This is a genomic window from Sphingomonas sp. (genome assembly GCF_032114135.1).
Taxonomy (GTDB): Bacteria; Pseudomonadota; Alphaproteobacteria; order Sphingomonadales; family Sphingomonadaceae; genus Sphingomonas.
Map to the genome: position 1 here is coordinate 203,308 of NZ_DAMCTA010000001.1, position 20,652 is coordinate 223,959.

The following is a 20,652-nucleotide window of genomic DNA, read 5'->3' on the forward strand; positions in this document are numbered from 1 at the left end:
TCTATCCCTGGGCCGGACGCCTGCCTATCTGCAACCCATGGATATGTGGTTCGATCGCGTGACGCCCGACGGGTCGGAGACCCGGCTCCAACGCAGCTTGATCGCGGAAGTGCCGGTCGCGATCGAAATCAACGGCCTGGGCTATGCCGTCATGATGGCAACGCCCACCGACCTGAAGGATTTCGCCACCGGCTTCGTCTCGGCCGAGCGGCTGGGCACGGCGGTCGACGTGGAAAGCCACCAGGCCGAGCAGGGGGTGGTGCTGCGCGTGACGCTGGCTGACACTTCGACGGTAATCGAGCGGGTTCGGCATCGGACCACGGATTCGAGCTGCGGCCTGTGCGGGATCGACAATCTCGAAGCGGCGCTGCGCCCGCTGCCGACGGTCGAGGCGGAGAGCGCGGCCTCCTCGGCGGCGATCTTCCGGGCGGCCGCGACTTTGCGCGACCATCAGCCGCTCAACCGCGAGACCGGCGCCGCCCATGCCGCGGCGCTCTGCTCAGCCGGGGGCGAGATCCGGCTCGTCCGCGAGGATGTCGGCCGCCACAATGCGTTCGACAAGCTGGTCGGCGCGATGGCGCGTCAGGAGCTTGGCTGGGACGGCGGCTTTGCGCTGATCAGCGCGCGCTGCTCGTTCGAGCTGGTCGAGAAGGCGGTGCTGGCCGGCTGTCCGCTGCTGGCGGCGATCTCCGCCCCCACCGCCTTGGCGGCGGAGCGCGCGCGCGCCGCGGGCTTGCAGCTGGCCGCGCTGGTGCGGCCGGATGCCATGCTCCGGCTGGTGCCATGAGACCGCTCGGCGCGATCCTGGCAGGCGGCCAGGCGCGGCGCTTTGGCGCCGACAAGGCGCTGGCGTCGCTGGACGGGCGCGCCCTACTTGACCATGTCGCCGCCGCGCTGGCACCCCATTGCGAGGGCGTGATCCTGTGCGGGCGGGCGGGTGCGGGCGGTATCCCCGATCGGCCGGCGCCGGGACTGGGACCGTTGGGCGGTTTGAACGCCGCGCTGCATGCCGCGGCCCAGCGCGGGACTGCACGGGTGCTCGTCGCGCCGTGCGACACACCGCTGCTGCCGTTGGCCCTGCTGGAAGCCCTGATCGCTAGGACCGGATCGAGCTTCGTCGCGCAGCTCCCGGTGCTGGGTCTATGGGATACGGCGCTCGCCCCGGCGTGCGACGCCTATATCGCTTCCGGCGCGCGCGCGTCGATGCGGGCCTGGGCTGACCATGCCGGCGCCGAAGCAATCGATTGGGAGGGCCCCATCCCCAACATCAACTCTGCCAACGATCTTTCGAGGGTCACCGGGTTTTTTCCGTAGTTCCGCTTCTCATTCGCATGCGCTAGGTCGTGCGCAATTTTCTGTCGGCGACGGCCGATGGCAGGGGGATGGATGGAAAGCCTGGTTGCAGCCTTTTGGAGCGGCAATTACTCGCCCCACGGCTATTGCCTGTCGTGGCAGCCGGTTTTGCTGTGGACGCATATCATTGCTGACGCGCTGATAGCGCTATCATATTTTTCGATACCGATCGCATTGGTAGCGCTGGTGCGCAGCCGCCGGGACCTGGCGTTCGGCTGGGTGTTCTGGTGCTTCGCGCTCTTCATCCTCGCCTGCGGCATGACGCATGTGATGGGGGTGGTGACGCTGTTCAGCCCGCTGTACGGGCTGGAGGCGCTGATCAAGCTGGTGACGGCGCTCGCGTCGGTGGCCACCGCGATTCTGCTATGGCCGCTGCTGCCGACGCTGACCAAGCTCCCCTCCTCGGAAAAGCTCAAGGAAGCCAATGCCCAGCTCGCCGCGATGGTGGAGCAGCGCGACGCCGCGCTCGCCGAGCTGCAGAGCGAAGTCGCCCAGCGCGAAAATGTAGAGGCCGCCTTGCTGCAGGCGCAGAAGCTGGAGGCGGTGGGGCAGCTGACCGGTGGCATTGCGCATGATTTCAACAATCTGCTGCAGGCAATTGCCGGCAACCTCGAACTCATTGCGCGCAAGCCCGACGACGCCGATCGCGTGATCCGCTGGACGTCGAGCGCGCTCGATGCGGTCGAGCGTGGCCGCCAGCTGACCGGGCAATTGCTGGCCTTTTCGAGCAAGCAGCGGCTCGACGTGAAGTCGGTACGGCTGGCGGAGCTGGTCGGCGGCATGGCGGGGCTGGTCGAGCGTGCCGTGGCGCCGCTGGGGCGTGTGCGCATCGAGCGGATCGATCCGGTGTGGAACGTCCAGACCGATTCGCTGCAGCTCGAACTGGCGGTGCTCAACCTTGCCTTCAACGCGCGCGATGCGATGCCCGAAGGCGGCGTACTGACGATTTCCGCCGAGCTGTGCAGCGGCAAGGTTGCGCCGGATGTGCCCGCCGGCGACTTTGTCGCACTGCGCGTCACCGATACCGGTATGGGCATGCCGCCCGAGGTCGCGGCGCGTGCGGTCGAGCCGTTCTTCTCCACCAAGGGTGTCGGCAAGGGCACCGGCATGGGGCTGTCGATGGCGTTCGGGGTGTTGCGCCAATCGGGTGGCACGCTCCAGATCGACAGCGCGCCGGGGAAGGGCACCACCGTAACGCTGTTCCTGCCGCTCGCCACCGTCGAGCCGCGCCGTGACGTGCCCGATGATTCCGCCCGCGACGAACGGATCAGCCTGACCGGCACGACGATTGCGCTGGTCGATGACGATGCGCATGTCCGGGCCTCGCTTGCCGAAATGCTGCGCTCGGCGGGTGCGGTGGTGGAAGAGGCGGCCGACGGCGCCGCCGGGGTGGCGCTGGTGCAGGGCCGTAGCTTCGGCGCGCTCGTAGTCGATTTCGCGATGCCCGAACTGAGCGGCAGCGAGGTCGCCGCGCAGGTGGCGGCGATGGACCCGGAGCTGCCGGTGATCCTGATCACTGGCTTTGCGGACTCGAACAAGCTCGACGCGATCGCCTCGCCCAATGTCACCATCCTGCGCAAGCCGTTCGATTCACACGAACTGCTGCGCAAGATCCGCGCGGTTGCCCGCGGCTGAGGCGGTTCAGGGCAGGGCGGCGCGCAGTTCCTTGATCCAGGCGTTCGCGACGCTGTCCGATGGCGCACGCCAGTCACCGCGCGGACTGAGCGCGGCGGCGCCCGAGACCTTCGGGCCGTTGGGCAGCGCCGATCGCTTGAACTGGCTGGTCTGGAAGAAGCGGAAGAGGAAGGTTTCCAGCCACTTGGCGATCGTCGCCAGGTCGTAGCTGTTACGGCCTTCCGCCGGGAAGCCGATCGGCCAAAGGCCTGCTTCCGCGTCCTTCCAGGCATGCCAGGCCAGGAACGCCACCTTGGACGGCCTGAGCCCGAAGCGCGCGATATGGTGCAGGAAGAAATCGTGTAGCTCGTAGGGGCCGATCCGGTCCTGCGTGCTCTGCATCTTGCCGTCGGCATCAGCGGGGACGAGTTCGGGAGAGATTTCGGTATCGAGGATCGAGAGCAACACGGTGGCCGCCTCGCCGTCGAACTGGCCGCTCTCGGCGCTCCACCGGATGAGGTACTGGATCAGCGTCTTGGGCACGCCGGCATTGACGCCGTAATGGCTCATCTGGTCGCCGACGCCATAGGTCGACCAGCCCAGCGCCAGCTCCGAAAGGTCGCCGGTGCCGATGACGAAACCGCTATGGTGGTTGGCGAGGCGGAACAGATAATCGGTGCGCAGACCCGCCTGGACGTTCTCGAACGTGACATCATAGACCGGCTCGCCCTGCGCGAAGGGATGACCGAGATCCGCGAGCATCTGGCGTGCGGCGGGGCGGATGTCGATCTCCGCCGCGGTGATGCCGATCGCGCGCATCAGCGCCCAGGCGTTGGACTTGGTGCCGTCGCTCGTCGCGAAACCGGGCATGGTATAGCCGAGGATGTCGGTGCGCGGGCGGCCGAGCCGGTCCATCGCCTTGGCGGCAACGATCAGCGCATGGGTGGAATCGAGGCCGCCCGAAATGCCGATCACCAGCGTCTTGCCCCTGGTCGACGCAATCCGCTGGCGCAGGCCTTCCACCTGGATGTTGAACGCCTCGTAGCAATCCTCCTCCAGCGCCGCGGGGGTGTTGGGCACAAAGGGGAAGCGGCGCGTGGGCCGGCGCAACCCGCGATCGGCGAAATCGGGCTGGTGCGCGAAGCCGATGCGGCGGAATCGCGTTTCGGGCATGCCGGCGTTGCGGGCATTGTCGTTGAACGTGCCGTCGCGCATCCGCTCGAGCCGAAGCCGCTCGAGGTCTAGATCGGCATAGGTGATCGCATCACTGAGCTCGAAGCGCTGCGAGGCGGCGAGCTTCTCGCCGAATTCGTAGATCAGTCCCTGGCCGTCCCAGGCGAGATCGGTGGTGCTCTCGCCCGGGCCTGAGGCCGAATAGAGATAGGCCGAGATCGTCCGCGAACTCTGCGACGCGCAGAGCAGCTCGCGCTCGCGCCCCTTGCCGATCACGATGTTCGAAGCCGAGAGGTTGCACAGCACCAGCGCACCCGCCATCGCGCCCTCGATGGAGGGGGGCTGCGGCGCCCAGTAATCCTCGCAGATCTCGATATGGAAGACGAAGTCGGCCAGGTCCTCCGCCGCGAACAGCAGGTCGGGGCCGAACGGCACGGTCTGGCCGGCGACCGTGATGTCCAGGTCGCGCAGCCCCGAGCCCGAGGCGAACCAGCGCTTCTCGTAATATTCGCGGTAGTTGGGCAGATAGGTCTTGGGCACTACGCCGAGGATGCGCCCGCGTGCGATGGCCACCGCGCAATTATAGAGCCGGCCGTTGCGCACGAGAGCAGCGCCGATCAGCAATACCGGCTTCAGGGTGCGGCTTGCCGCGACGATCGCAGCGATACCCGCCTGGGTGGCGGCAAGGATCGCATCCTGCAAATGCAGGTCGTCGATCGCATAGCTGGTGACGTTGAGTTCGGGAAAGACGAGGATGTCCGCGCCCGCTGCGTCCCCCTGCTGCGCCAAGGCGATGGTCGCGCGGGCGTTGGCGGCGGGATCGGCCACCGTACCGACGGGCGTGCAGACGCCCGCGCGGATCATGCCGTGACGGTGGAGTGCAAAGAACGGATGCGGATCGGCCATGCCTGTCTCCTATGTCGGGGACCATGGCCTGCCAACCCCACGGGGGCGGGATGTATCCGAAGGAGGGTATAGCCCCCCCCTTCAGGGGAGGGGTTGGGGTGGGGCGGTGTCTCACCGAGACTTACGTCTGTTCTTGGAATCCCTCCACCCCCAAACCCCTCCTCCCAGGAGGAGGGGCTTAGACGCGTTTCCGCTTACGCCTTGGTCGCGTAGATCAGGCGGCCGGGGCCCAACCGCTCGAACACCTTGGCCAGCTGCCGCTCGCCGACCGCGAAGCAGCCCTGGCTGCGGCCGAGCTTGCCATGCTTCGAGACCATGTCCGGGTTCGCATACCAGGCCGAGTGGACCACAATCGCGCGCGCCATCGCATTGTCGTTGGTCGGGTCGAGCCCGATCAGCCGCTGCGAGTCCCCATGCTTGCCGACATAATAATCGGCGGTGAGGAACGCGCCTTCGCAGGTCGCCTCGGAATTGATCTGGTTGGAGAAGCGCTGGAGCACGCCCGTGTGGCCCGGATCGGACCCGATACCGTGCGCCACCAGCAGCGGCTCGACTTCGCCGGTACCCATATTGACCAGGAAGAAGCGCGGCTGCGACGACGGCAGCGAAAAGTCCGCGATCGCGATCCGGTCATGCGTGTCGACGTGCATTGAATGCCGGTCGAGCGCCGCAGTCGCACGCTTGAACAGGTCGGGCCGGATGCCGGCGGGAACAATCCGCGCCTGGGCCGCGACCTTCGGTGCCGGATGCAGCGAAGAAACCGGCGCCGGCTGGAGGCGTGGTGCCGGTGCGGCGGCCGCCATCGTCGTTCCGATGGTGCGCGAGGCACAGGCCGAAACCGCTGCGCCACTTGCCATTACCAGCGCCGATTTGAGCAAAGCTCGACGTGTTTGTACCGAAGCGTTCGAATCCATGATCTTTGTTCTGCGCCCGCAAATTTCTGTCATGCCCCGGAAACCTTATAGCAGAAGCATCGTTAATGATGGTCCCGGTTATGCCCGTATGTGGCGCATTTCGGCGCACCTGCCGCCCGGTTCACCGAGCCGACATGCCGTTTCGGGACGGCGAGCATTCACGTCTTGCCGATTCGCGCCGCATCCCATTGGCATCGTTGATCTCTTCCGGGAACGAAAATTTCTGTGTCGCCTGGCTTGGGCGACGCGCTAGAGGCGCGGCATGACCATGTCCCATGAACAGGCCGTCGCGGCGCTGATCGAGGCCGGCAGGCGGCTCGACGCGCGTGGCTGGGCACCGGCAACCTCGGGCAACTACTCGGTCCGGCTGGACGATGGCAGCATCGCGCTGACCGTGTCGGGCCGCCACAAGGGGCGGCTGACCAGCGACGGGATCATGCGGGTGGATCTGGATGGCCAGCCGCTTACGCCCGGCAAGCCCTCGGCCGAGACCGACCTGCATCTGGCCATCTACCGGCTGTTCCCGCAGGCGGGCGCGGTCCTGCACGGGCACTCGCCCCAAGCGGTGGGGTTGAGCCGGGCGACCGATGCGGACGGCATCACGTTGTCGGGGCACGAAATGCTCAAGGCCTATCCCGGTCACGCAACCCACGAGGCCGAGGTTCGGCTGCCGATCGTCGAAAACAGCCAGGACATGGCGGTGATCGAGGCAGCGATCCGTCCCGCGCTGCTGGCGCCAGGCGCGATTCCCGCGTATCTCATTCGCAGCCATGGGCTCTATGCCTGGGGCAGGGACGTGGACGAGGCCGAACGCGTGCTGGAGGCGACAGAATGGATGATCGCCGCCGAGCTCGCCGAGGCCAGCTTCAGACGGGCATGGGCAGGATGAGCCGACTTCGCATTTTCTCCGAAACCGATGCGGCACCGCTGCTCGACACCGAGGATCCGGCGACCATCGCCGAGGAACTGGCGATCCGCGGTGTGCGCTTCGAGCGCTGGCCCTCGCGTGCGATTGCGGCCGATGCGGGGGAGGAGGCGGTACTCACCGCCTTTGCGCCGGAAGTCGAGCGGTTGAAGGGGGAGCGCGGATACCGCTCGGTCGACGTGATCCGGATGGTGCCCGACCATCCCGAAAAGGATATGCTTCGCACGAAGTTTCTGTCCGAGCATCGCCATGCCGAGGACGAGGTGCGCTTCTTCGTCGAGGGCGAGGGACTCTTTACACTGCATCTGAACGATCGCGTCTATGCGGTTCTCTGCACGGAGGGCGATTTGATCTCGGTGCCTGCGGGGACGCCCCACTGGTTCGATATGGGGCCGAGCCCGCGCTTCACCGCGATCCGCCTGTTTTCCAACCCCGATGGCTGGATTGCCCAGTTTACCGGCGACGCGATCGCTGATCGTTTCCCGCGCCACGAGCCCATCGTCGCCTGACGCGCGGCGCAGCGAGTATCTCCATGACCCAGACCAAGGCCGTCCTGCTCGATATCGAGGGGACCACGAGCAGCATCGCCTTCGTGGCGGAGGTACTTTTTCCGTACGCTGCCATGCATTTGGCACGCTACGTCGAGGCGCATTCTGAAGAGGTCGCCCCAATCTTGGCCGAGGTGCCAGGCGAGGACAAGGTGGCAACGCTGCTCGACTGGATCGCCGAGGATCGCAAGGCGACCCCGCTCAAGACGCTGCAGGGGCTGATCTGGGCGCGGGGCTATGCCGACGGCACGCTGCGGGGCCATGTCTATCCCGACACCCCTGAGGCGCTGCACCGCTGGTATACCGCCGGGGTGGACATCTACATCTATTCCTCGGGGTCGATCGCCGCGCAGAAGCTGATCTTCGGCCATTCGGTCGCCGGGGACCTGACTCCGATGCTCTCCGGCTATTTCGATACAACGACCGGGCCGAAGCGCGACGCTGAGAGTTATACGAAAATCGCGGCAGCAACCGGTTGCGCAGCAAATGAAATTCTGTTCGTGTCCGATATGCAGCCCGAGGTCGATGCGGCGCGTGCGGCGGGGCTGGGCGCGTTGCTGATCGATCGCGCCGGCGGCCCCGCCGACATTCACTCGCTCGCGGAGATACGCCTGTGATCCTCGAAGGCAAGCACACCCGGTCCATCGCCCGCACCGATGACGGTAAGGGGATCCGTATCCTCGACCAACGCCAGCTCCCCTGGGAAATCCGGTGGGTCGAACTGCGCGACCTCGACGCGGCGGCCGTGGCGATCCGCGAGATGTGGACGCGCGGCGCGCCGATGATCGGTGCGACGGCGGCCTATGGACTCGCCATGGCGCTGGCGGTGGATGCCAGCGATGCCGGGCTGGCGGCCGCCTATGAAACGCTGGTCGAGACGCGGCCCACCGCGATCAACCTGCGCTGGGCGCTGGATCAGGTCCGAGCAGCAGTGGTGGGGCTGCCGCAAGCCGAGCGTGCCGCGGCTGCCTTTGCGCGTGCCGACGCGATCTGCGACGAGGATGCCGCGCTCTGCCGCGCGATCGGCGAGCATGGCCTGGACCTATTGCGCGGATTGCACGCCAGGAATCCGGACCGGCCGCTCAACCTTCTCACCCATTGCAATGCCGGGTGGCTGGCGACGGTGGACTATGGCACCGCGACCGCACCGATCTATCTTGCGCACGATGCCGGCATCCCGGTGCATGTCTGGGTCGACGAGACCCGCCCGCGCAACCAGGGCGCGCTGCTCACCGCCTTCGAGCTGCGCAACCACGGGGTGCCGCACACGGTGATCGCCGACAATGCCGGCGGCCTGCTGATGATGCAGGGGCAGGTCGATGCGGTGATCGTCGGCACCGATCGGGTCACCGCCAATGGCGATGTCTGCAACAAGATAGGCACCTATCTGAAGGCGCTAGCCGCGCACGACACTGGCGTGCCCTTCTATGTGGCGCTGCCCTACACGACCTTCGACCCGGCGACCGCGAGCGGCGCCGACATCCCGATCGAGGCGCGCGCGTCCGAGGAGATCACACGGCTTACGGGTCCGGACCAGCGCGACGAGATCACGACCATCCGCGTGACGGACTCCCCGGCGCTCAATCCCGCGTTCGACGTCACCCCGGCGCGACTGGTGACGGGCTACATCACCGAGCGCGGGGTGCTCGACCGGATCTGAAACGTCAGGACAGCGCCGCGCGCCACGCCGTCACCCGCTCCACCGCCGCGTCCAGCACCGCGTCTTCCTTGACGAAGCAAAAGCGGACCACGCTGGTTACCGGATCTTCGGCGTAGAAGGCAGATACGGGGATCGTCGCGACCTTGGCCTCGTCGACCAGTCGTTCGCTGAAGGTAACGTCGTCCATCGCCAGTCCCGAGGCGGCAAGGTCGACCGAGAGGAAATAGGTCGCCGCGCTTGGCAGCACCGTGAACCCGGCGTCGCGCAGCCCCTTGGCGAGCCGGTCGCGCCCGGCCTGGAAGCGCGTGCGGGCGTCCTGCACCCAGCCGTCCTGGGTCGCCAACCCCTCGGCGACCGCCCATTGCAGGTTGGGCGGGGTGGTGAAGGTGAGGAATTGGTGTGCCTTGGCCGCCACCCGGGCGAGGGCAGGGGCGGCGCACAGCCAGCCGACCTTGAACCCGGTGAGCGCGAAGATCTTGCCCGCGCTGCCGATCTTCACCGTTCGCTCGCGCATGCCGGGAAAGCCTAGCAGCGGCAGATGGCGGGCGCCGTCGAAAGTGACATGTTCCCACACTTCGTCGCAGATCGCGGTCAGATCGTGCACGACGCAGAAATCGGCGAGCATCGCCAGGTCGTCGGCTCTGGTCATCGTCGCCGCGGGATTGAGCGGGTTGTTGAGCAGGATCAGCCGGGTTTTCGCGGTTACCACCGCTTCCAGTGCAGCGCGCTCGATCCGCCATTCGGGCGGGCTGAGGCGGACAAAGCGCGGCACGCCGCCGGCGCGCCGGATCAGCGGGACATAGGCATCGTAGAGCGGCTGGAAGCACAGCACTTCGTCGCCGGGCTCGATCAGCGCGAAAAGGGCGGCGGCGAGCGCCTCGGTCGCGCCGGAGGTGACGATCACTTCCTCCGCCGCAAGATTGAGTCCCTGATGACGCGTGTAATGGTCTGCCACCGCCTGGCGCAGTTCGGGCAGCCCGGCCATCGGCGGATATTGGTTCGATTTCTCCAGCACCGCGCGCGCGGCGGCCTTCAGCACCGCCTCGGGCCCGCGACCGTCGGCAAAGCCCTGGCCGAGATTGATCGCATCGTTCGCCCGGGCGCGGGCGGACATGGCTTCGAAGATGGTGGTGCCCATCGAGGAATAGATCGGGTTCATCGCGTGCCGCTATGGCGGAGTGCGGTTGCGCCTTGCAAGCCGGGGCGGAACCGCCGCATGAAGAAGGCGGTTGATCACCGCGTGTGTCGAAGGAAGATGATGAGCAAGAACCCGCCCGTGCCCGCCGAATCGCAGTCGCCCTACCCCAAGGCCGAAGCACCGCATGCCGGGGAAGGGGAGGCGCTCGCCGCGGCCAAGGAAATGGCGGAAGCAGCCAAGCGCCGAATGCCCAGTTCACGCCAGATCGGCATGGGTGCGGCGATCGGCGTCGGTTCGGCGGCAATCGTCGCCGGGCTCCTGTACTGGAAGGGCGGTCGCAAGGACCGCAAGTAACGTTCGTCAGCGCGATGGGTGTGGCAGGCAGCGCGCGGCGATCCGTCGCGCCACCGCCGCACCCTCGCCATGCACCATCGGCGAACCCCGCATGCAATATGCGGTACGCGTACTATACCGTAGCGACCGCCGCGCGATCACGGTCTATCCGATGCCGCGGATCCGATACATCGCTTCTCGCACGCCAGGCGCCGAGGTTTCTCGCGATGCCCTACGCGCTTCTACCGGCATTGTTTATGCGCCGGTGACCGATCGGTAAGAGATCGTTCCTATAATGCGGTAAACCACAGACCGGGAACGGGATTGGGAATGCGCGTGCGGGTTCGATTTTTAGCCTTTGCTGGAGCCGCGAGCACCGCGGCAGCCGCACCTGTGCCGGCGTCGCCGCCAAGCGCCGACCGCGCGTGACCATCCCTAACCTCTCCTTTTCGGCGATCGACTCGGCCCTAGCGCAGGTCGCGATCGACAACAGCATGTTCGGGCGCGCCAAAAACTATCGGAAAGACCAGAAATGATTGCATCGATGAAAATTCCGAGGAAGCTCGCACTTTCGTTTCTGCTGATCTGCGCATCGGCAGCGATCGTGATGATCGTGTTCTTCATGAACATTTCGATGATCCGTTCGGTCACCGATCAGAACAATCTCAGCCAGCAGATCCATTCGAAAACGCTGACGCTGGAAACGGCGCTGCTGCGCCAGAACAGCCAGCTGCGCGGCTTCCTCGTCACAGCCGACCCGACGTACCTGAAGTCGTACGACGAGGGTCGCAGCGAATATGACGAGACGTCGGCCGAACTCGAGAAGCTGCTGACCGACCCGGCGCTGCTCGAAGCGCTGCGCAAGTCGCGCACCGAGACGCTGTCGTGGCGCGAGAAATGGGGCGACCGCCTGATCGCTCAGGTCAAAGCCGGCAAGCGCGAAGAGGCCCAGGCCGAAACCCGCAGCGCGGGCAAGGCAGTCCTGGTCTCCGCCGCCGTGCTGCCGCTGCGCGCGATCAAGGATGCGCAGGCCGAGGCGATCGAGAAAAACGGCGCGCGTCAGGAAGGCGCTATCGCCACTGCGACCACCGTGCTGATCACCGGCGCGATCGCGCTGATCGGCATCGCCATCGGCCTCGCCGTCATGCTCAGCAGCATCATCGCCCGTCCGATCAGCCAGCTGACCCGCACCATGGCGGACCTCGCCGCGGGCCGGAACCATGTCGAGGTGCCCGCCACCGCACGCGGGGACGAACTTGGCGACATGGCGCGCGCCGTGCTCGTGTTCCGTGACGCCGCGCTTGCGAAGGAAGCCTCGGACGAGGCCAGCGCCAAGGCCGAAGCGACGCAGAAGATGGTCGTCGAAACCGTTTCGTCGCATCTCGCCGAACTGGCGCAGGGCAATCTGACCGCGCAGATCAACACCGAGTTCCCGGGCGAGTACAGCGCCGTCAAGACCAACTTCAACAACGCGTTGTCGAGCCTGCGCGAGCTGATCGCGTCGGTGATCGAGGCGACCGCGTCGATCCGCACCGGCTCGAACGAGATCGCCCAGGCCAGCGAGGACCTCGCCCGCCGCACCGAAGCCAATGCCGCCAGCCTGGAAGAGACTGCCGCCGCCGTCACCCAGATGGACCAGCGCCTCAAGGCCACCGCTGCCGCCGCCGGCCGCACCGTGGAGCGCGCCGACGGCACGATGTCGACGGTCGACAACGGCCGCAGCACCGCCGACGAAGCGGTGCAGGCGATGACCCGCGTGTCGGACAGCGCCAAGGGCATCGACAGCGTCATCGAGGGCCTCGACAAGATCGCCTTCCAGACGCGCGTTCTCGCGATGAACGCCGCGGTCGAAGCCGGCCGGGCAGGCGAAGCGGGCCGCGGCTTCGCCGTCGTCGCCGACCTCGTCTCCGCCCTGGCGATGCGCGCCGAAGAGGAAGCCGGCCGCGCCCGCGACCAGCTGACCGCGACGCAGAGCGACATCGTCACCGCAGTGCAGGCGGTGCAGCGCGTCGATGGTGCGCTGGCCGACATCTCGAGCGGCGTGGGCGAAGTCCACCAGCTGCTTGGCAACATGGCCTCGGACAATCATGCGCAGTCGAGCGCCGTCACCGAGATCAGCGCCGCGCTCGGCGAGATGGACCATTCGACCCAGCAGAACGCAGCGATGGTGGAGGAGACCTCGGCGGCCGCGCGCAACCTGGCGAGCGAAGTGAGCGTGCTTTCCGAACAGGCCAGCCGCTTCAAGGTCGGCCATGGCGGCGGCGCGCCGATGCCGACCTCGCGGGTTGCTCCCAGCCGCTTCAACGGCGGCAGCGTCAAGCCGCTCCCTGCGGCCGCCGTCTCGGCCCTCGTTCGCAGCAACGGCGCGGACGACGACTGGCAGAGCTTCTGATCGCCGGAAGCATTTGAAGACCCCGGCATGGCCGTTCGATCCGATTGCGAATCGGGCGGCCCCCGGCGACAAGATCCGACGCGGCTTCTGCCCGGGAAATGGTAATGAACATGATCGCTCCCCGGACGGGTATTGCGGAGATCGCTCGCATGGCACGGGTCGCCACCGAGCTCGGCTCGCCCTTCATCGGCGCGGTGCTGGCGGCGGGCTTGCGCCAGCTGGGGCGGGGCCCGCACAGCGAGGCGCTGATTTTGCACTGGGAGGGCGATCCCGCCTCTGCCGCCCTTGCGATGCGGTTCAACGCGGCGCTGCATTTCCTCGCCCGCCGCGGCAATCCCCCGGCATTGGCCGAGCTCTATCGCCGCGAGCATGACGATTTTGACGGTGTGATCGGCGAGGCACTGGCTGCCGAGGACGATCTGATCGCCGGCTTCCTCCGTCGTACTCCGCAGACCAACGAAGTCGGGCGTTCGGGCGCAATCGTCGCCGCGCTGATGCAGGTGCGCCGCCGCTTTGGGCTGCCGTTCGAGCTGCTGGAAATCGGTTCGAGTTGCGGTCTCAACCTCAATCTCGACCGATACGGGTTCGACCTCGGTGGCGCGCTGACCGGGGACCGCCACTCCCCGGTGCAGGTCGCGCCCGACTGGCACGGCCCCGCGCCCCAGCCTGCGCCGCTGGAAGTTGTCTCGGCCCGCGGTGTCGACCTCAACCCGCTCAGCGCCGCCGATCCGGCGACGTGCGAGCGACTGATGGCCTATATCTTCGCCGATCAGCCGGCGCGGCTGCATCGGCTGGAAGAGGCGCTCGGCATGGCGCGGCGGCACCCGCCGGAAATCGAGAAGGGCGACGCCTCCGAATGGCTGGCCCGCCAGCTCGCCGAACCGCAGGCAGCGGGCGTCTGCCGCGTCGTGATGCACTCGATGGTGCTGCAATATCTGCCGCCGCGCGACCGCGCCGCGGTGGTCGCGATGATCCGCGACGCGGGCCAGTACGCCACCGCAGAGCGTCCGCTCGCCTGGGTCGGCTTCGAATGGACCGAAACGCGCAGCGAAGTGCGGCTGTCGCTCAGCTGGTTCCCCGGCGGGGAGGAACGCCGCGTGCTTGCGACGTGCCATCCTTATGGCAACACGGTCGACTGGCGGGGCTAGACCTGCACCGCCTGCTCGGTGCGGCCCTTGCTGCCGAACACCCGCAGGTAGCGCTCGATCTCGGCGGGTTCGCCGGTCGCCTTGGCCGGATTGTCCGACAGCTTGACCGCCGGCCGGCCGTTCGCTGCTACCACCTTGCAGACCAGCGAGATCGGCTCCAGCCCGGCCGAGCCATCGGGATCGCAGCCGCGGAAATCGTTGGTGAGGTTGGTGCCCCAGCCGAAGCTCATCCGGACCCGACCGTTGAAGTGACGATAGGTCGCCTCGATCGACTCCACGTCCATGCCGTCGGAAAAGATCAGCAGTTTCTCGCGCGGGTCGCGGCCATGTTCCTGCCACCAGCGGATGATCTCCTCGCCGCCCGCGATCGGCGGCGCGCTGTCCGGGCGAAAGCCAGTCCAGTCGCCGACCCAATCGGGCGCGCGGGCGAGGAACGAGCTGGTGCCGAATGCGTCGGGCAGCGCGATCAGCAGGTTGCCGCCATAATGGGCGCGCCACTGCTCGAGCACCCGATAGGGCGCGTCGGCAAGGCTGGCGTCATCGGTCGAAAGCGCGGCTTCCACCATCGGCAGCTCGTGCGCATTGGTGCCGATCGCTTCCAGGTCCGCGTCCATCGCGAGCAGCACATTGGAGGTGCCGATAAAGCGGTGGCCCAGGCCCTCCTTGAGCGCCTCGACGCACCAGCGCTGCCACAGGAAGCCATGGCGACGGCGGGTGCCGAAGTCCGACAGCACGAGATCGGGCAGCGTGCGCAGCCGCTCGACCTTGTCCCACAGCTTGGCCTTGGCGCGCGCATAGAGCACGTCGAGGGCGAACCGATCCCGCCCGCGCATCGCAGCACGTGAGCGGAGTTCGTTGACGATGGTCAGCGCCGGGATCTCCCACATGGTCGTGTGGGTCCAGGGCCCGTGGAAATGGAGCACGAACTGGCCGTCGCGGTGTTCCAGTTCATAGTCGGGCAGGCGAAACTCGGCGAGCCAGGCGATGAAGTCCGGGGCGAACATCTGGGTCTTGCCGTAAAAGCTGTTGCCCGCCAGCCAGATCAGCTCCTTCTTGGTGAAGCGCAGCGTGCGGGCATGATCGAGCTGGGCGCGCAGCTCGGCCTTGTCGATCACCTCGGCCAGCCGCACCGACTTGGTGCGATTAATCAGCGAGAAGGTGACCTGCGTCTCCGGATGGAGGCGCCGGATCATCTGCAACATCAACAGCTTGTAGAAATCGGTATCGAGCAGGCTGCGGACGATCGGGTCGAGCCGGAAATTATGGTTGTAGGTCCGGCTCGCGATATCGGTGAAGGTCATGGCGCGCTCTTATTCCCAGCCGCCGCCAAGCGCGAGAAAGATCGCGATCTGGTCGTCGGGCAGCCGCGCCTGCGCCGTGGCATAGCTGGCCTCGGCCTGGGCAAGGCTGCTCTGCGCCTGGAGCAGCGCGAGGAAGTCGCTGCGGCCGAAGCGGAACAGCCGGCCGGCCTGGTCCGCTGCCGTCGCCGCGCTGTTGCGCGCCTGGCGGAGCGTTTCGGCCTGATCGCGATCGCGGGCATAGGTCTCCAGCGCGGTCTCGGTATCGCGGAGCGCGCCGAGCACGGTAGAATCGAAGCGGGCGACGTCGGCATCGACCTGCGCGCCCGCCGCATCGATCCGCGCGCGGACGGCCGGGCGGTTGGGGAAGCTCCAGCTAATCAGCGGGCCCAGGCTGAAGCCGAACGAACTGGTGCTGCCCAGCTTGTCCAGGGGGCCGCTGAGGCCGGCCGAACCGCCGAGGTTGATCTGCGGGTAGAGATCCGCGGTGGCGACGCCGATCCGGGCAGTGTCGCCCGCGATCACCCGCTCTGCCTGGCGGATGTCCGGCCGCCGCCGCAGCATCGCCGCACCGTCGCCCACCGGCATCGGTCGGGGCAGGGCAGGGAGTGCCGCACAGCTTTCCACCTCCCGGGGATAGTCCGCGGCCGGGCGGCCCAGCAATGCCGCGAGCGTGTAGAGCCCGGCGCGGCGCTGGGCGGCGAAGATCGGCAGATTGGATTCGCTGGTCTGCACCGCGGCCTGGGCTCGGGTGATGTCGAACGCGGTGCCGCGGCCGGCGCGCTGCAGGCGCTGCGTCGCCCCGAAGGTCTGGCGCTGGAGCGCGACGATGCGCTGGGTTGCTGCCAGCCGAAAATTGGCGGCGCATACATCGGCATAGGCGCGCGCGGTGGCCGCCGCGACGCTGACCCGCACCGCATCCCGCGCTGCGGCCACGGCGTCGCGGTCGGCCAGGCTCGCTTCGATCGCCCGCGCGATCTTGCCGCGCACATCCAACGGGTAGCCGACAGCGATGCCGAGATCGTACCCTAGCGTGCCGGGCAATGTCGCCCCGGTTCCGGAAGGACGCCCCAGCGTGCCGCCGCCCGAAAGGTCGGTCGTCAGCTGCCGCGACGCTTCCGTCTGGCGGATCACGGCCTCGGCGCGGCGAAGGTTGGCGTCGGCAGCGCGCAGGTCGGCATTGGCCGCGAGCGCCTGCTCGACAAGCGTGTCCAGCCGCGGATCGGCATAGAGCCGCCACCAATGCGCGGGCAGCGGTTCGTCTGCGAACGCCTTGTCCTGCGCCGAAAGGAACTTGCCCGTGGCGGCGGGATCGGTGGCGGGGCTGGCGACGGGCGGGTGATAGTCCGGCCCGGCGCGGGTGCAGCCGGTGATCAAGGCGAGCGCGGCGAGCAGGGGGAGGCGGCGCATGCTCACTGGGCCTTCGGAGTTGCAGAGGCCGTGGGCGTCGGCGTCGGCGTCTGTGCGGGACGAACCGGCGCCGGCTGCGCGATGGCGGCCGGCTGGATCGTCACCGTCGCGGTGCGGCCGGCGATCAGGCGGATATCAGCAGGCAGCTGGGTGAGCTTCACCCGCACCGGAATGCGCTGGGCGAGACGGACCCAGGTGAAGGTCGGATCGACGTTCGGCAGCAAATTGCCGGCGTTGCTGCGGGTGGTGTCGTTGATGCCCGCGGCGATGCTCTCGACCACGCCGTGGAGCAGCCGGGGCTCCCCCATCAGTTCCACCGTCACCGGCGCACCGATGCGGATGCTGGGCAGCTTGGTTTCCTCGAAATAGCCTTCGACGCGCAGGCTGTCGGCATCGACCAGCGCCATCGCCTGCTGGCCCGCCGCGACATAGTCGCCGGGGTGCAGATCCAGATTGGTGACGGTGCCGTTGACCGACGCCTTCACCTGGGTCCGCGAGACGTTGAGTTGGGCGCTTTGCACCGAGGTCAGTGCCTGGGCGAGTGCGGCTTGGGCGGTGGCGACCCGCGCGACATTCTGCTCGTGCGTTTCGGCGGCGACGAGATTGCCGAGCGCAAGATCGCGGCGCGCCTCGCGCTGCGCCTGGTTGAGCGTCGCACGCGCGCTCTCGACGCTGGCCCGGGCCTGGGCAAGCGCGAGGGAGTAGCGAGGCTGGTCGATCACGAAGAGCAGGTCGCCGGCCTTGACCTGCTGGTTGTCATGCACCGCCACCGCGGTCACCAGCCCGGCGATGTCCGGCGTCACCCGAACCACGTCCGCGCGCACGCGCCCGTCGCGCGTCCAGGGGCTGCGCGCATAATGCTGCCACAACCACAGGGCGACGAAAGCCGCGGCGACCACGATCAGGATCGTCGCGGCGCTGCGGCCGATGGCGGGGAGGTAGCGTTTCATGGGTGGAATCCGATCGAGGGGGTGGCCCAGGCGAGCAGGCCGAGCAGGAGAATGAAGAGGCACAGATCGACCAGCGCCCGATAGGCGACGAAGCGATAGAGGCCGAAGGCGTTGAGCAAGCGGGAGAGCGCCATGGTCATCACCATGGCGAGCACGCCGAGCACCAGCAGCGTCGGCACGAACACGCCGTCGATGGAGATTTCGCCGGTCACAGCCTGGCCTCCGGCATGGGATCCGCATTGGGGAAGAGGTTGCGGCGCAGCGCCAGCAGGCCCAGCGCACCGGCGCGGCGGACAGCTGCGTCGCCGTCCTGCGCAATGGCATGGAGTGCCGTGTCGATATGGGCGAGCAGGCCAGGATCCTCGGGCTTTTCCACCTCGGGTTCGAGGCGGCGATAATAGGCACCGACGTCGCGCAGCACGTCGGTGAGCGGTGCCGCGCGCTCGGGGGGCAGGTCGAGCCGAAGCGCACGCAATTCCGCGATCGCGACCCCGGTCCGCAGGTCGCGCAACGCGTCGTAGAGCGGCTTGCCCGGCGAGCGGCCGCTCAGCGCCAGCCGCGGGGCCAGCAGGGCGATGCGATCGAGCATGCGGTTGATCCAGCCGCGCACATCCGGCGGGGTCATCAGGTTGCTGCGCTCGGCGATATCCGCCCAGCCGGCGCGCAGCGTCCGCCGGATCGCCTGCTCGATGCCCGCCGATTGCAGCAGCCGCGCCATCAGGATCGCGAAGGCGACGCCCATCAGCTGCGCGATCGCGCCGTTGACGAAGCTGGCGAAGGCGCTGGTGTAGCGTGCCGAGATAAGTAGCGGGCTGCCGAGGCCGAGCAGGGTCGGCAGCGCGAGACCCATCCATTTCGGGGAGTGCATCATCGCGCCGAGGATCAGCAGCGGCGGCGCCATCGCCGCGGCAAGCTGCACGAACCCGTCGAGCCGCGGCATGATCGCATAGCCGTAGATCGCCCCCAGCACCGTCGCGACCAGCGTACCCCAGAAGAAGGAGCGCAGCGGCAGCAACGGATCGGGTGCCGCGGCGAACAGCGCGAGGAACACCCCCGCAAGCATCACCGCGGTCGACCCGTCCGACCAGCCGCTGGCGATCCAGATCGCCGAGCCCACCGCCAGCGTGAGGAACGCGCCGAGCGCGCCGCGCGCCGCCCCGATCCAGTCGATATGCAATTCGCGGCCGCGACGGCCTTCGAGCAGCGCGGCGACGCGGGGGCTGACGGGGCGGCGATCGAGGGTGGCGAGCTGCTCGGCCAGCTCGCGCGAATCGCGGTGCGCGCCGATCAGCGCGGCGAGCCGCGACAGCAGGCTCAACACCAGCAGATCGTGCCACGAGCTGCCCGGATGCACCTCGGGCTCAAGCGCGGCGCACCGCGCTTCGAGAATCGCGGCATCGGCGGCGCGTTCGTCGCGGTCGCGATCCAGCGTCTTGAGCCATGCCTGAGTGTCGACGAGCAGCGCGGCGACCTCCTGCGGCAACCCGCCTTGCGCAAGCAGCTGAACGGTCCGGTCGTCCACCGCCGCGCCCAGGGGCATCAGCAACGAAAGCTGGTCCTGCAGCGCGCGGACGGTGCGCACGCGCGGTGCGGTACGCGCGGTCTCGTAGGGCAAGTGGATCGAGAGCTGGTGAAGCTCGGTGATGTCGGCGGCGAGGCGACGGCGTTCGGCGTCGACGCCCGCCACCGGCTCCAGCGCAATCGAATCGTGCGACCAGCGCTCGGCATCCTTGAGGATGGTCGAGACGCGGGTGAGCAGGAAGGCGGCCACCGAGCGCGGGAAGACCACGCCGTGCACCAGGCTGCCGCAGAGGATGCCTAAGGTGATCTCCTGCACCCGCAGGCTGGCGACGGTGAAGATCGTGCCCGGCGCATCGACGCTGGGCAGCACGATCAGCACCGCGGAGTAACCCGCCAGCACGAACATGTACGAGCGCGGGGTCCGGTCGAGCAGCGACACGAACACGCACAACGCCAGCCAGCCCGAGATGGCGAGCACCAGCAGCTCGGGGGTGTTGATCAGCGGCGGCACCATCGCCACCGCCGCGGCCGCGCCGACGATCGTGCCGATCACGCGGAACAATGCCTTGGAGAGCACCGCGCCAGCCAGCGGCTGCGCGACGATATAGGCGGTGAGGAACGACCAATAGGGCCGGTCGAGCCCGATCGACAGCGCCAGATAGATGGCGAGCATGCCCGCCGCATAGGATTTCAGCGAGAAGAGCGCGGCGTCGATTCCCCAGCGATCGGTCATGGCTGCGGTCGCCGTTCGGCGAGGCGCACCGCCAAATGATCGAGTACCGCCAAGGTCGTCTCCAGCGCTTCGTCGCTCACCCCGGTAAGCAACTCGCTGCGCAACGCAGCGAGCCGCGTGTCGATCCGTGACGCAAGCGAAACGCCAGAATTTGTGAGTCGCAGGGTATTGGCGCGGCGATCGCGCGGGTCGACGACGCGCTCGACCAGACCTGCATCCTCCAGCGCGTGCAGGGTGCGCACCAGCGACGCTTCGGTGACCCCGACGGCACGTGCGAGATCCGCCTGCCGCGTATTCTCCCCCAGCCGCTGGAGATAGACGAGTGCCCATCCGGTGGAATTGGAGATGTCGAGCGAGGACAGCGCCGCATCGGCAAGCCGCTGCCATGCCCGCGACACGGGGTTCATGCGCGTCGCAAGCGCGCGTTCAGAGGTTTGCCGATCGGCCATGAGGGGCGTTAGTTAGGACGCTAACTAAATTGGTCAAGCGCCTGAGGACGTCGTCCGGAAGTTTTTTAGCTGCGACGAGCGGTGGCGCCATTCTCCTCCGCATGCAGCGCGTAGCGAGCGCCTTGGCGTATCGGGATACGCGATACGGCGTCGCTACAACGGGCCTCACCCAGCCGCATGGCGGGGC

General features: G+C 67.7%; 19 protein-coding genes. 10 read left to right on the plus strand and 9 right to left on the minus strand.

What is annotated here, in order from left to right:
- Nucleotides 1-37: 37 nt before the first annotated feature.
- The 3 genes from fdhD to RT655_RS01030 all read left to right on the plus strand — a co-directional run bounded on the left by fdhD (nucleotide 38) and on the right by RT655_RS01030 (nucleotide 2,988).
- On the plus strand, nucleotides 38-787 hold the full coding sequence (gene fdhD / locus RT655_RS01020; RefSeq protein WP_313534506.1) for a formate dehydrogenase accessory sulfurtransferase FdhD: 750 nt from the start codon (nucleotides 38-40) through the stop codon (nucleotides 785-787).
- Nucleotides 784-1,314, plus strand: coding sequence for a molybdenum cofactor guanylyltransferase (locus RT655_RS01025; protein ID WP_313534507.1), 531 nt, complete (start codon nucleotides 784-786; stop codon nucleotides 1,312-1,314). The genes fdhD and RT655_RS01025 overlap by 4 nt, the downstream gene beginning before the upstream one ends.
- 72 nt (nucleotides 1,315-1,386) lie before the next feature.
- Nucleotides 1,387-2,988 (plus strand): ATP-binding protein, encoded by a 1,602-nt coding sequence (locus RT655_RS01030; protein WP_313534508.1) that lies wholly within the window; start codon nucleotides 1,387-1,389, stop codon nucleotides 2,986-2,988.
- Nucleotides 2,989-2,994: 6 nt separating this feature from the next.
- Here the strand turns inward: RT655_RS01030 and RT655_RS01035 are convergent, their stop codons facing one another.
- Together RT655_RS01035 and RT655_RS01040 are read right to left on the minus strand one after the other, a co-directional pair.
- Nucleotides 2,995-5,046 carry an NAD(+) synthase gene (locus RT655_RS01035; RefSeq protein WP_313534509.1) on the minus strand — a complete coding sequence of 684 codons (2,052 nt, stop codon included), beginning with the start codon at nucleotides 5,044-5,046 and terminating at the stop codon, nucleotides 2,995-2,997.
- A 194-nt stretch (nucleotides 5,047-5,240) separates the two neighbouring features.
- Nucleotides 5,241-5,849 (minus strand): murein L,D-transpeptidase catalytic domain family protein, encoded by a 609-nt coding sequence (locus RT655_RS01040; RefSeq protein WP_409530225.1) that lies wholly within the window; start codon nucleotides 5,847-5,849, stop codon nucleotides 5,241-5,243.
- Nucleotides 5,850-6,222: 373 nt separating this feature from the next.
- Here RT655_RS01040 and RT655_RS01045 point away from each other — a divergent pair, with 373 nt between their 5' ends.
- The 4 genes from RT655_RS01045 to mtnA are packed head-to-tail and all read left to right on the plus strand — an operon-like array spanning nucleotide 6,223 to nucleotide 9,093.
- Nucleotides 6,223-6,849 carry a methylthioribulose 1-phosphate dehydratase gene (locus RT655_RS01045; RefSeq protein ID WP_313534511.1) on the plus strand — a complete coding sequence of 209 codons (627 nt, stop codon included), beginning with the start codon at nucleotides 6,223-6,225 and terminating at the stop codon, nucleotides 6,847-6,849.
- Nucleotides 6,837-7,394 (plus strand): 1,2-dihydroxy-3-keto-5-methylthiopentene dioxygenase, encoded by a 558-nt coding sequence (locus tag RT655_RS01050; protein WP_409530226.1) that lies wholly within the window; start codon nucleotides 6,837-6,839, stop codon nucleotides 7,392-7,394. The genes RT655_RS01045 and RT655_RS01050 overlap by 13 nt, the downstream gene beginning before the upstream one ends.
- Before the next feature lie 23 nt (nucleotides 7,395-7,417).
- Nucleotides 7,418-8,050 carry an acireductone synthase gene (gene mtnC, locus RT655_RS01055; protein WP_313534514.1) on the plus strand — a complete coding sequence of 211 codons (633 nt, stop codon included), beginning with the start codon at nucleotides 7,418-7,420 and terminating at the stop codon, nucleotides 8,048-8,050.
- Nucleotides 8,047-9,093: an S-methyl-5-thioribose-1-phosphate isomerase gene (gene mtnA, locus RT655_RS01060; protein WP_313534516.1), complete on the plus strand. Its 1,047-nt coding sequence runs from the start codon at nucleotides 8,047-8,049 to the stop codon at nucleotides 9,091-9,093. Before mtnC ends, mtnA begins: the two co-directional genes overlap by 4 nt.
- Nucleotides 9,094-9,097: 4 nt before the next feature.
- Here mtnA and RT655_RS01065 read toward each other — a convergent pair whose 3' ends face one another.
- Nucleotides 9,098-10,252, minus strand: a complete 1,155-nt coding sequence (locus RT655_RS01065; RefSeq protein ID WP_313534518.1) for an aminotransferase — start codon at nucleotides 10,250-10,252, stop codon at nucleotides 9,098-9,100.
- 99 nt (nucleotides 10,253-10,351) lie between these two features.
- Between RT655_RS01065 and RT655_RS01070 the strand changes: the two genes are divergently transcribed.
- The 3 genes from RT655_RS01070 (at nucleotide 10,352) to RT655_RS01080 (ending at nucleotide 14,104) form a co-directional block, all read left to right on the plus strand.
- On the plus strand, nucleotides 10,352-10,585 hold the full coding sequence (locus RT655_RS01070; protein WP_313534520.1) for a hypothetical protein: 234 nt from the start codon (nucleotides 10,352-10,354) through the stop codon (nucleotides 10,583-10,585).
- A gap of 511 nt (nucleotides 10,586-11,096) precedes the next feature.
- Nucleotides 11,097-12,956, plus strand: coding sequence for a methyl-accepting chemotaxis protein (locus RT655_RS01075; RefSeq protein WP_313534522.1), 1,860 nt, complete (start codon nucleotides 11,097-11,099; stop codon nucleotides 12,954-12,956).
- Between the two features lie 149 nt (nucleotides 12,957-13,105).
- Nucleotides 13,106-14,104 (plus strand): DUF2332 family protein, encoded by a 999-nt coding sequence (locus RT655_RS01080; RefSeq protein WP_313534524.1) that lies wholly within the window; start codon nucleotides 13,106-13,108, stop codon nucleotides 14,102-14,104.
- Here RT655_RS01080 and pncB read toward each other — a convergent pair.
- The 6 genes from pncB to RT655_RS01110 are packed head-to-tail and all read right to left on the minus strand — an operon-like array spanning nucleotide 14,101 to nucleotide 20,465.
- On the minus strand, nucleotides 14,101-15,405 hold the full coding sequence (pncB, locus tag RT655_RS01085) for a nicotinate phosphoribosyltransferase (protein ID WP_313534526.1): 1,305 nt from the start codon (nucleotides 15,403-15,405) through the stop codon (nucleotides 14,101-14,103). The genes RT655_RS01080 and pncB overlap by 4 nt on opposite strands.
- Nucleotides 15,406-15,414: 9 nt before the next feature.
- Complete coding sequence (locus RT655_RS01090) at nucleotides 15,415-16,812, minus strand: efflux transporter outer membrane subunit (RefSeq protein WP_313534528.1); 1,398 nt, start codon at nucleotides 16,810-16,812, stop codon at nucleotides 15,415-15,417.
- 2 nt (nucleotides 16,813-16,814) lie between these two features.
- Nucleotides 16,815-17,762, minus strand: a complete 948-nt coding sequence (locus RT655_RS01095) for an efflux RND transporter periplasmic adaptor subunit (RefSeq protein ID WP_313534530.1) — start codon at nucleotides 17,760-17,762, stop codon at nucleotides 16,815-16,817.
- Nucleotides 17,759-17,974 carry a DUF1656 domain-containing protein gene (locus RT655_RS01100; protein ID WP_313534532.1) on the minus strand — a complete coding sequence of 72 codons (216 nt, stop codon included), beginning with the start codon at nucleotides 17,972-17,974 and terminating at the stop codon, nucleotides 17,759-17,761. The genes RT655_RS01095 and RT655_RS01100 overlap by 4 nt, the downstream gene beginning before the upstream one ends.
- Nucleotides 17,971-20,016, minus strand: a complete 2,046-nt coding sequence (locus RT655_RS01105) for an FUSC family protein (protein ID WP_313534534.1) — start codon at nucleotides 20,014-20,016, stop codon at nucleotides 17,971-17,973. The genes RT655_RS01100 and RT655_RS01105 overlap by 4 nt, the downstream gene beginning before the upstream one ends.
- Nucleotides 20,013-20,465, minus strand: a complete 453-nt coding sequence (locus RT655_RS01110) for a MarR family transcriptional regulator (RefSeq protein ID WP_313534536.1) — start codon at nucleotides 20,463-20,465, stop codon at nucleotides 20,013-20,015. The genes RT655_RS01105 and RT655_RS01110 overlap by 4 nt, the downstream gene beginning before the upstream one ends.
- Nucleotides 20,466-20,652 lie beyond the last annotated feature (187 nt).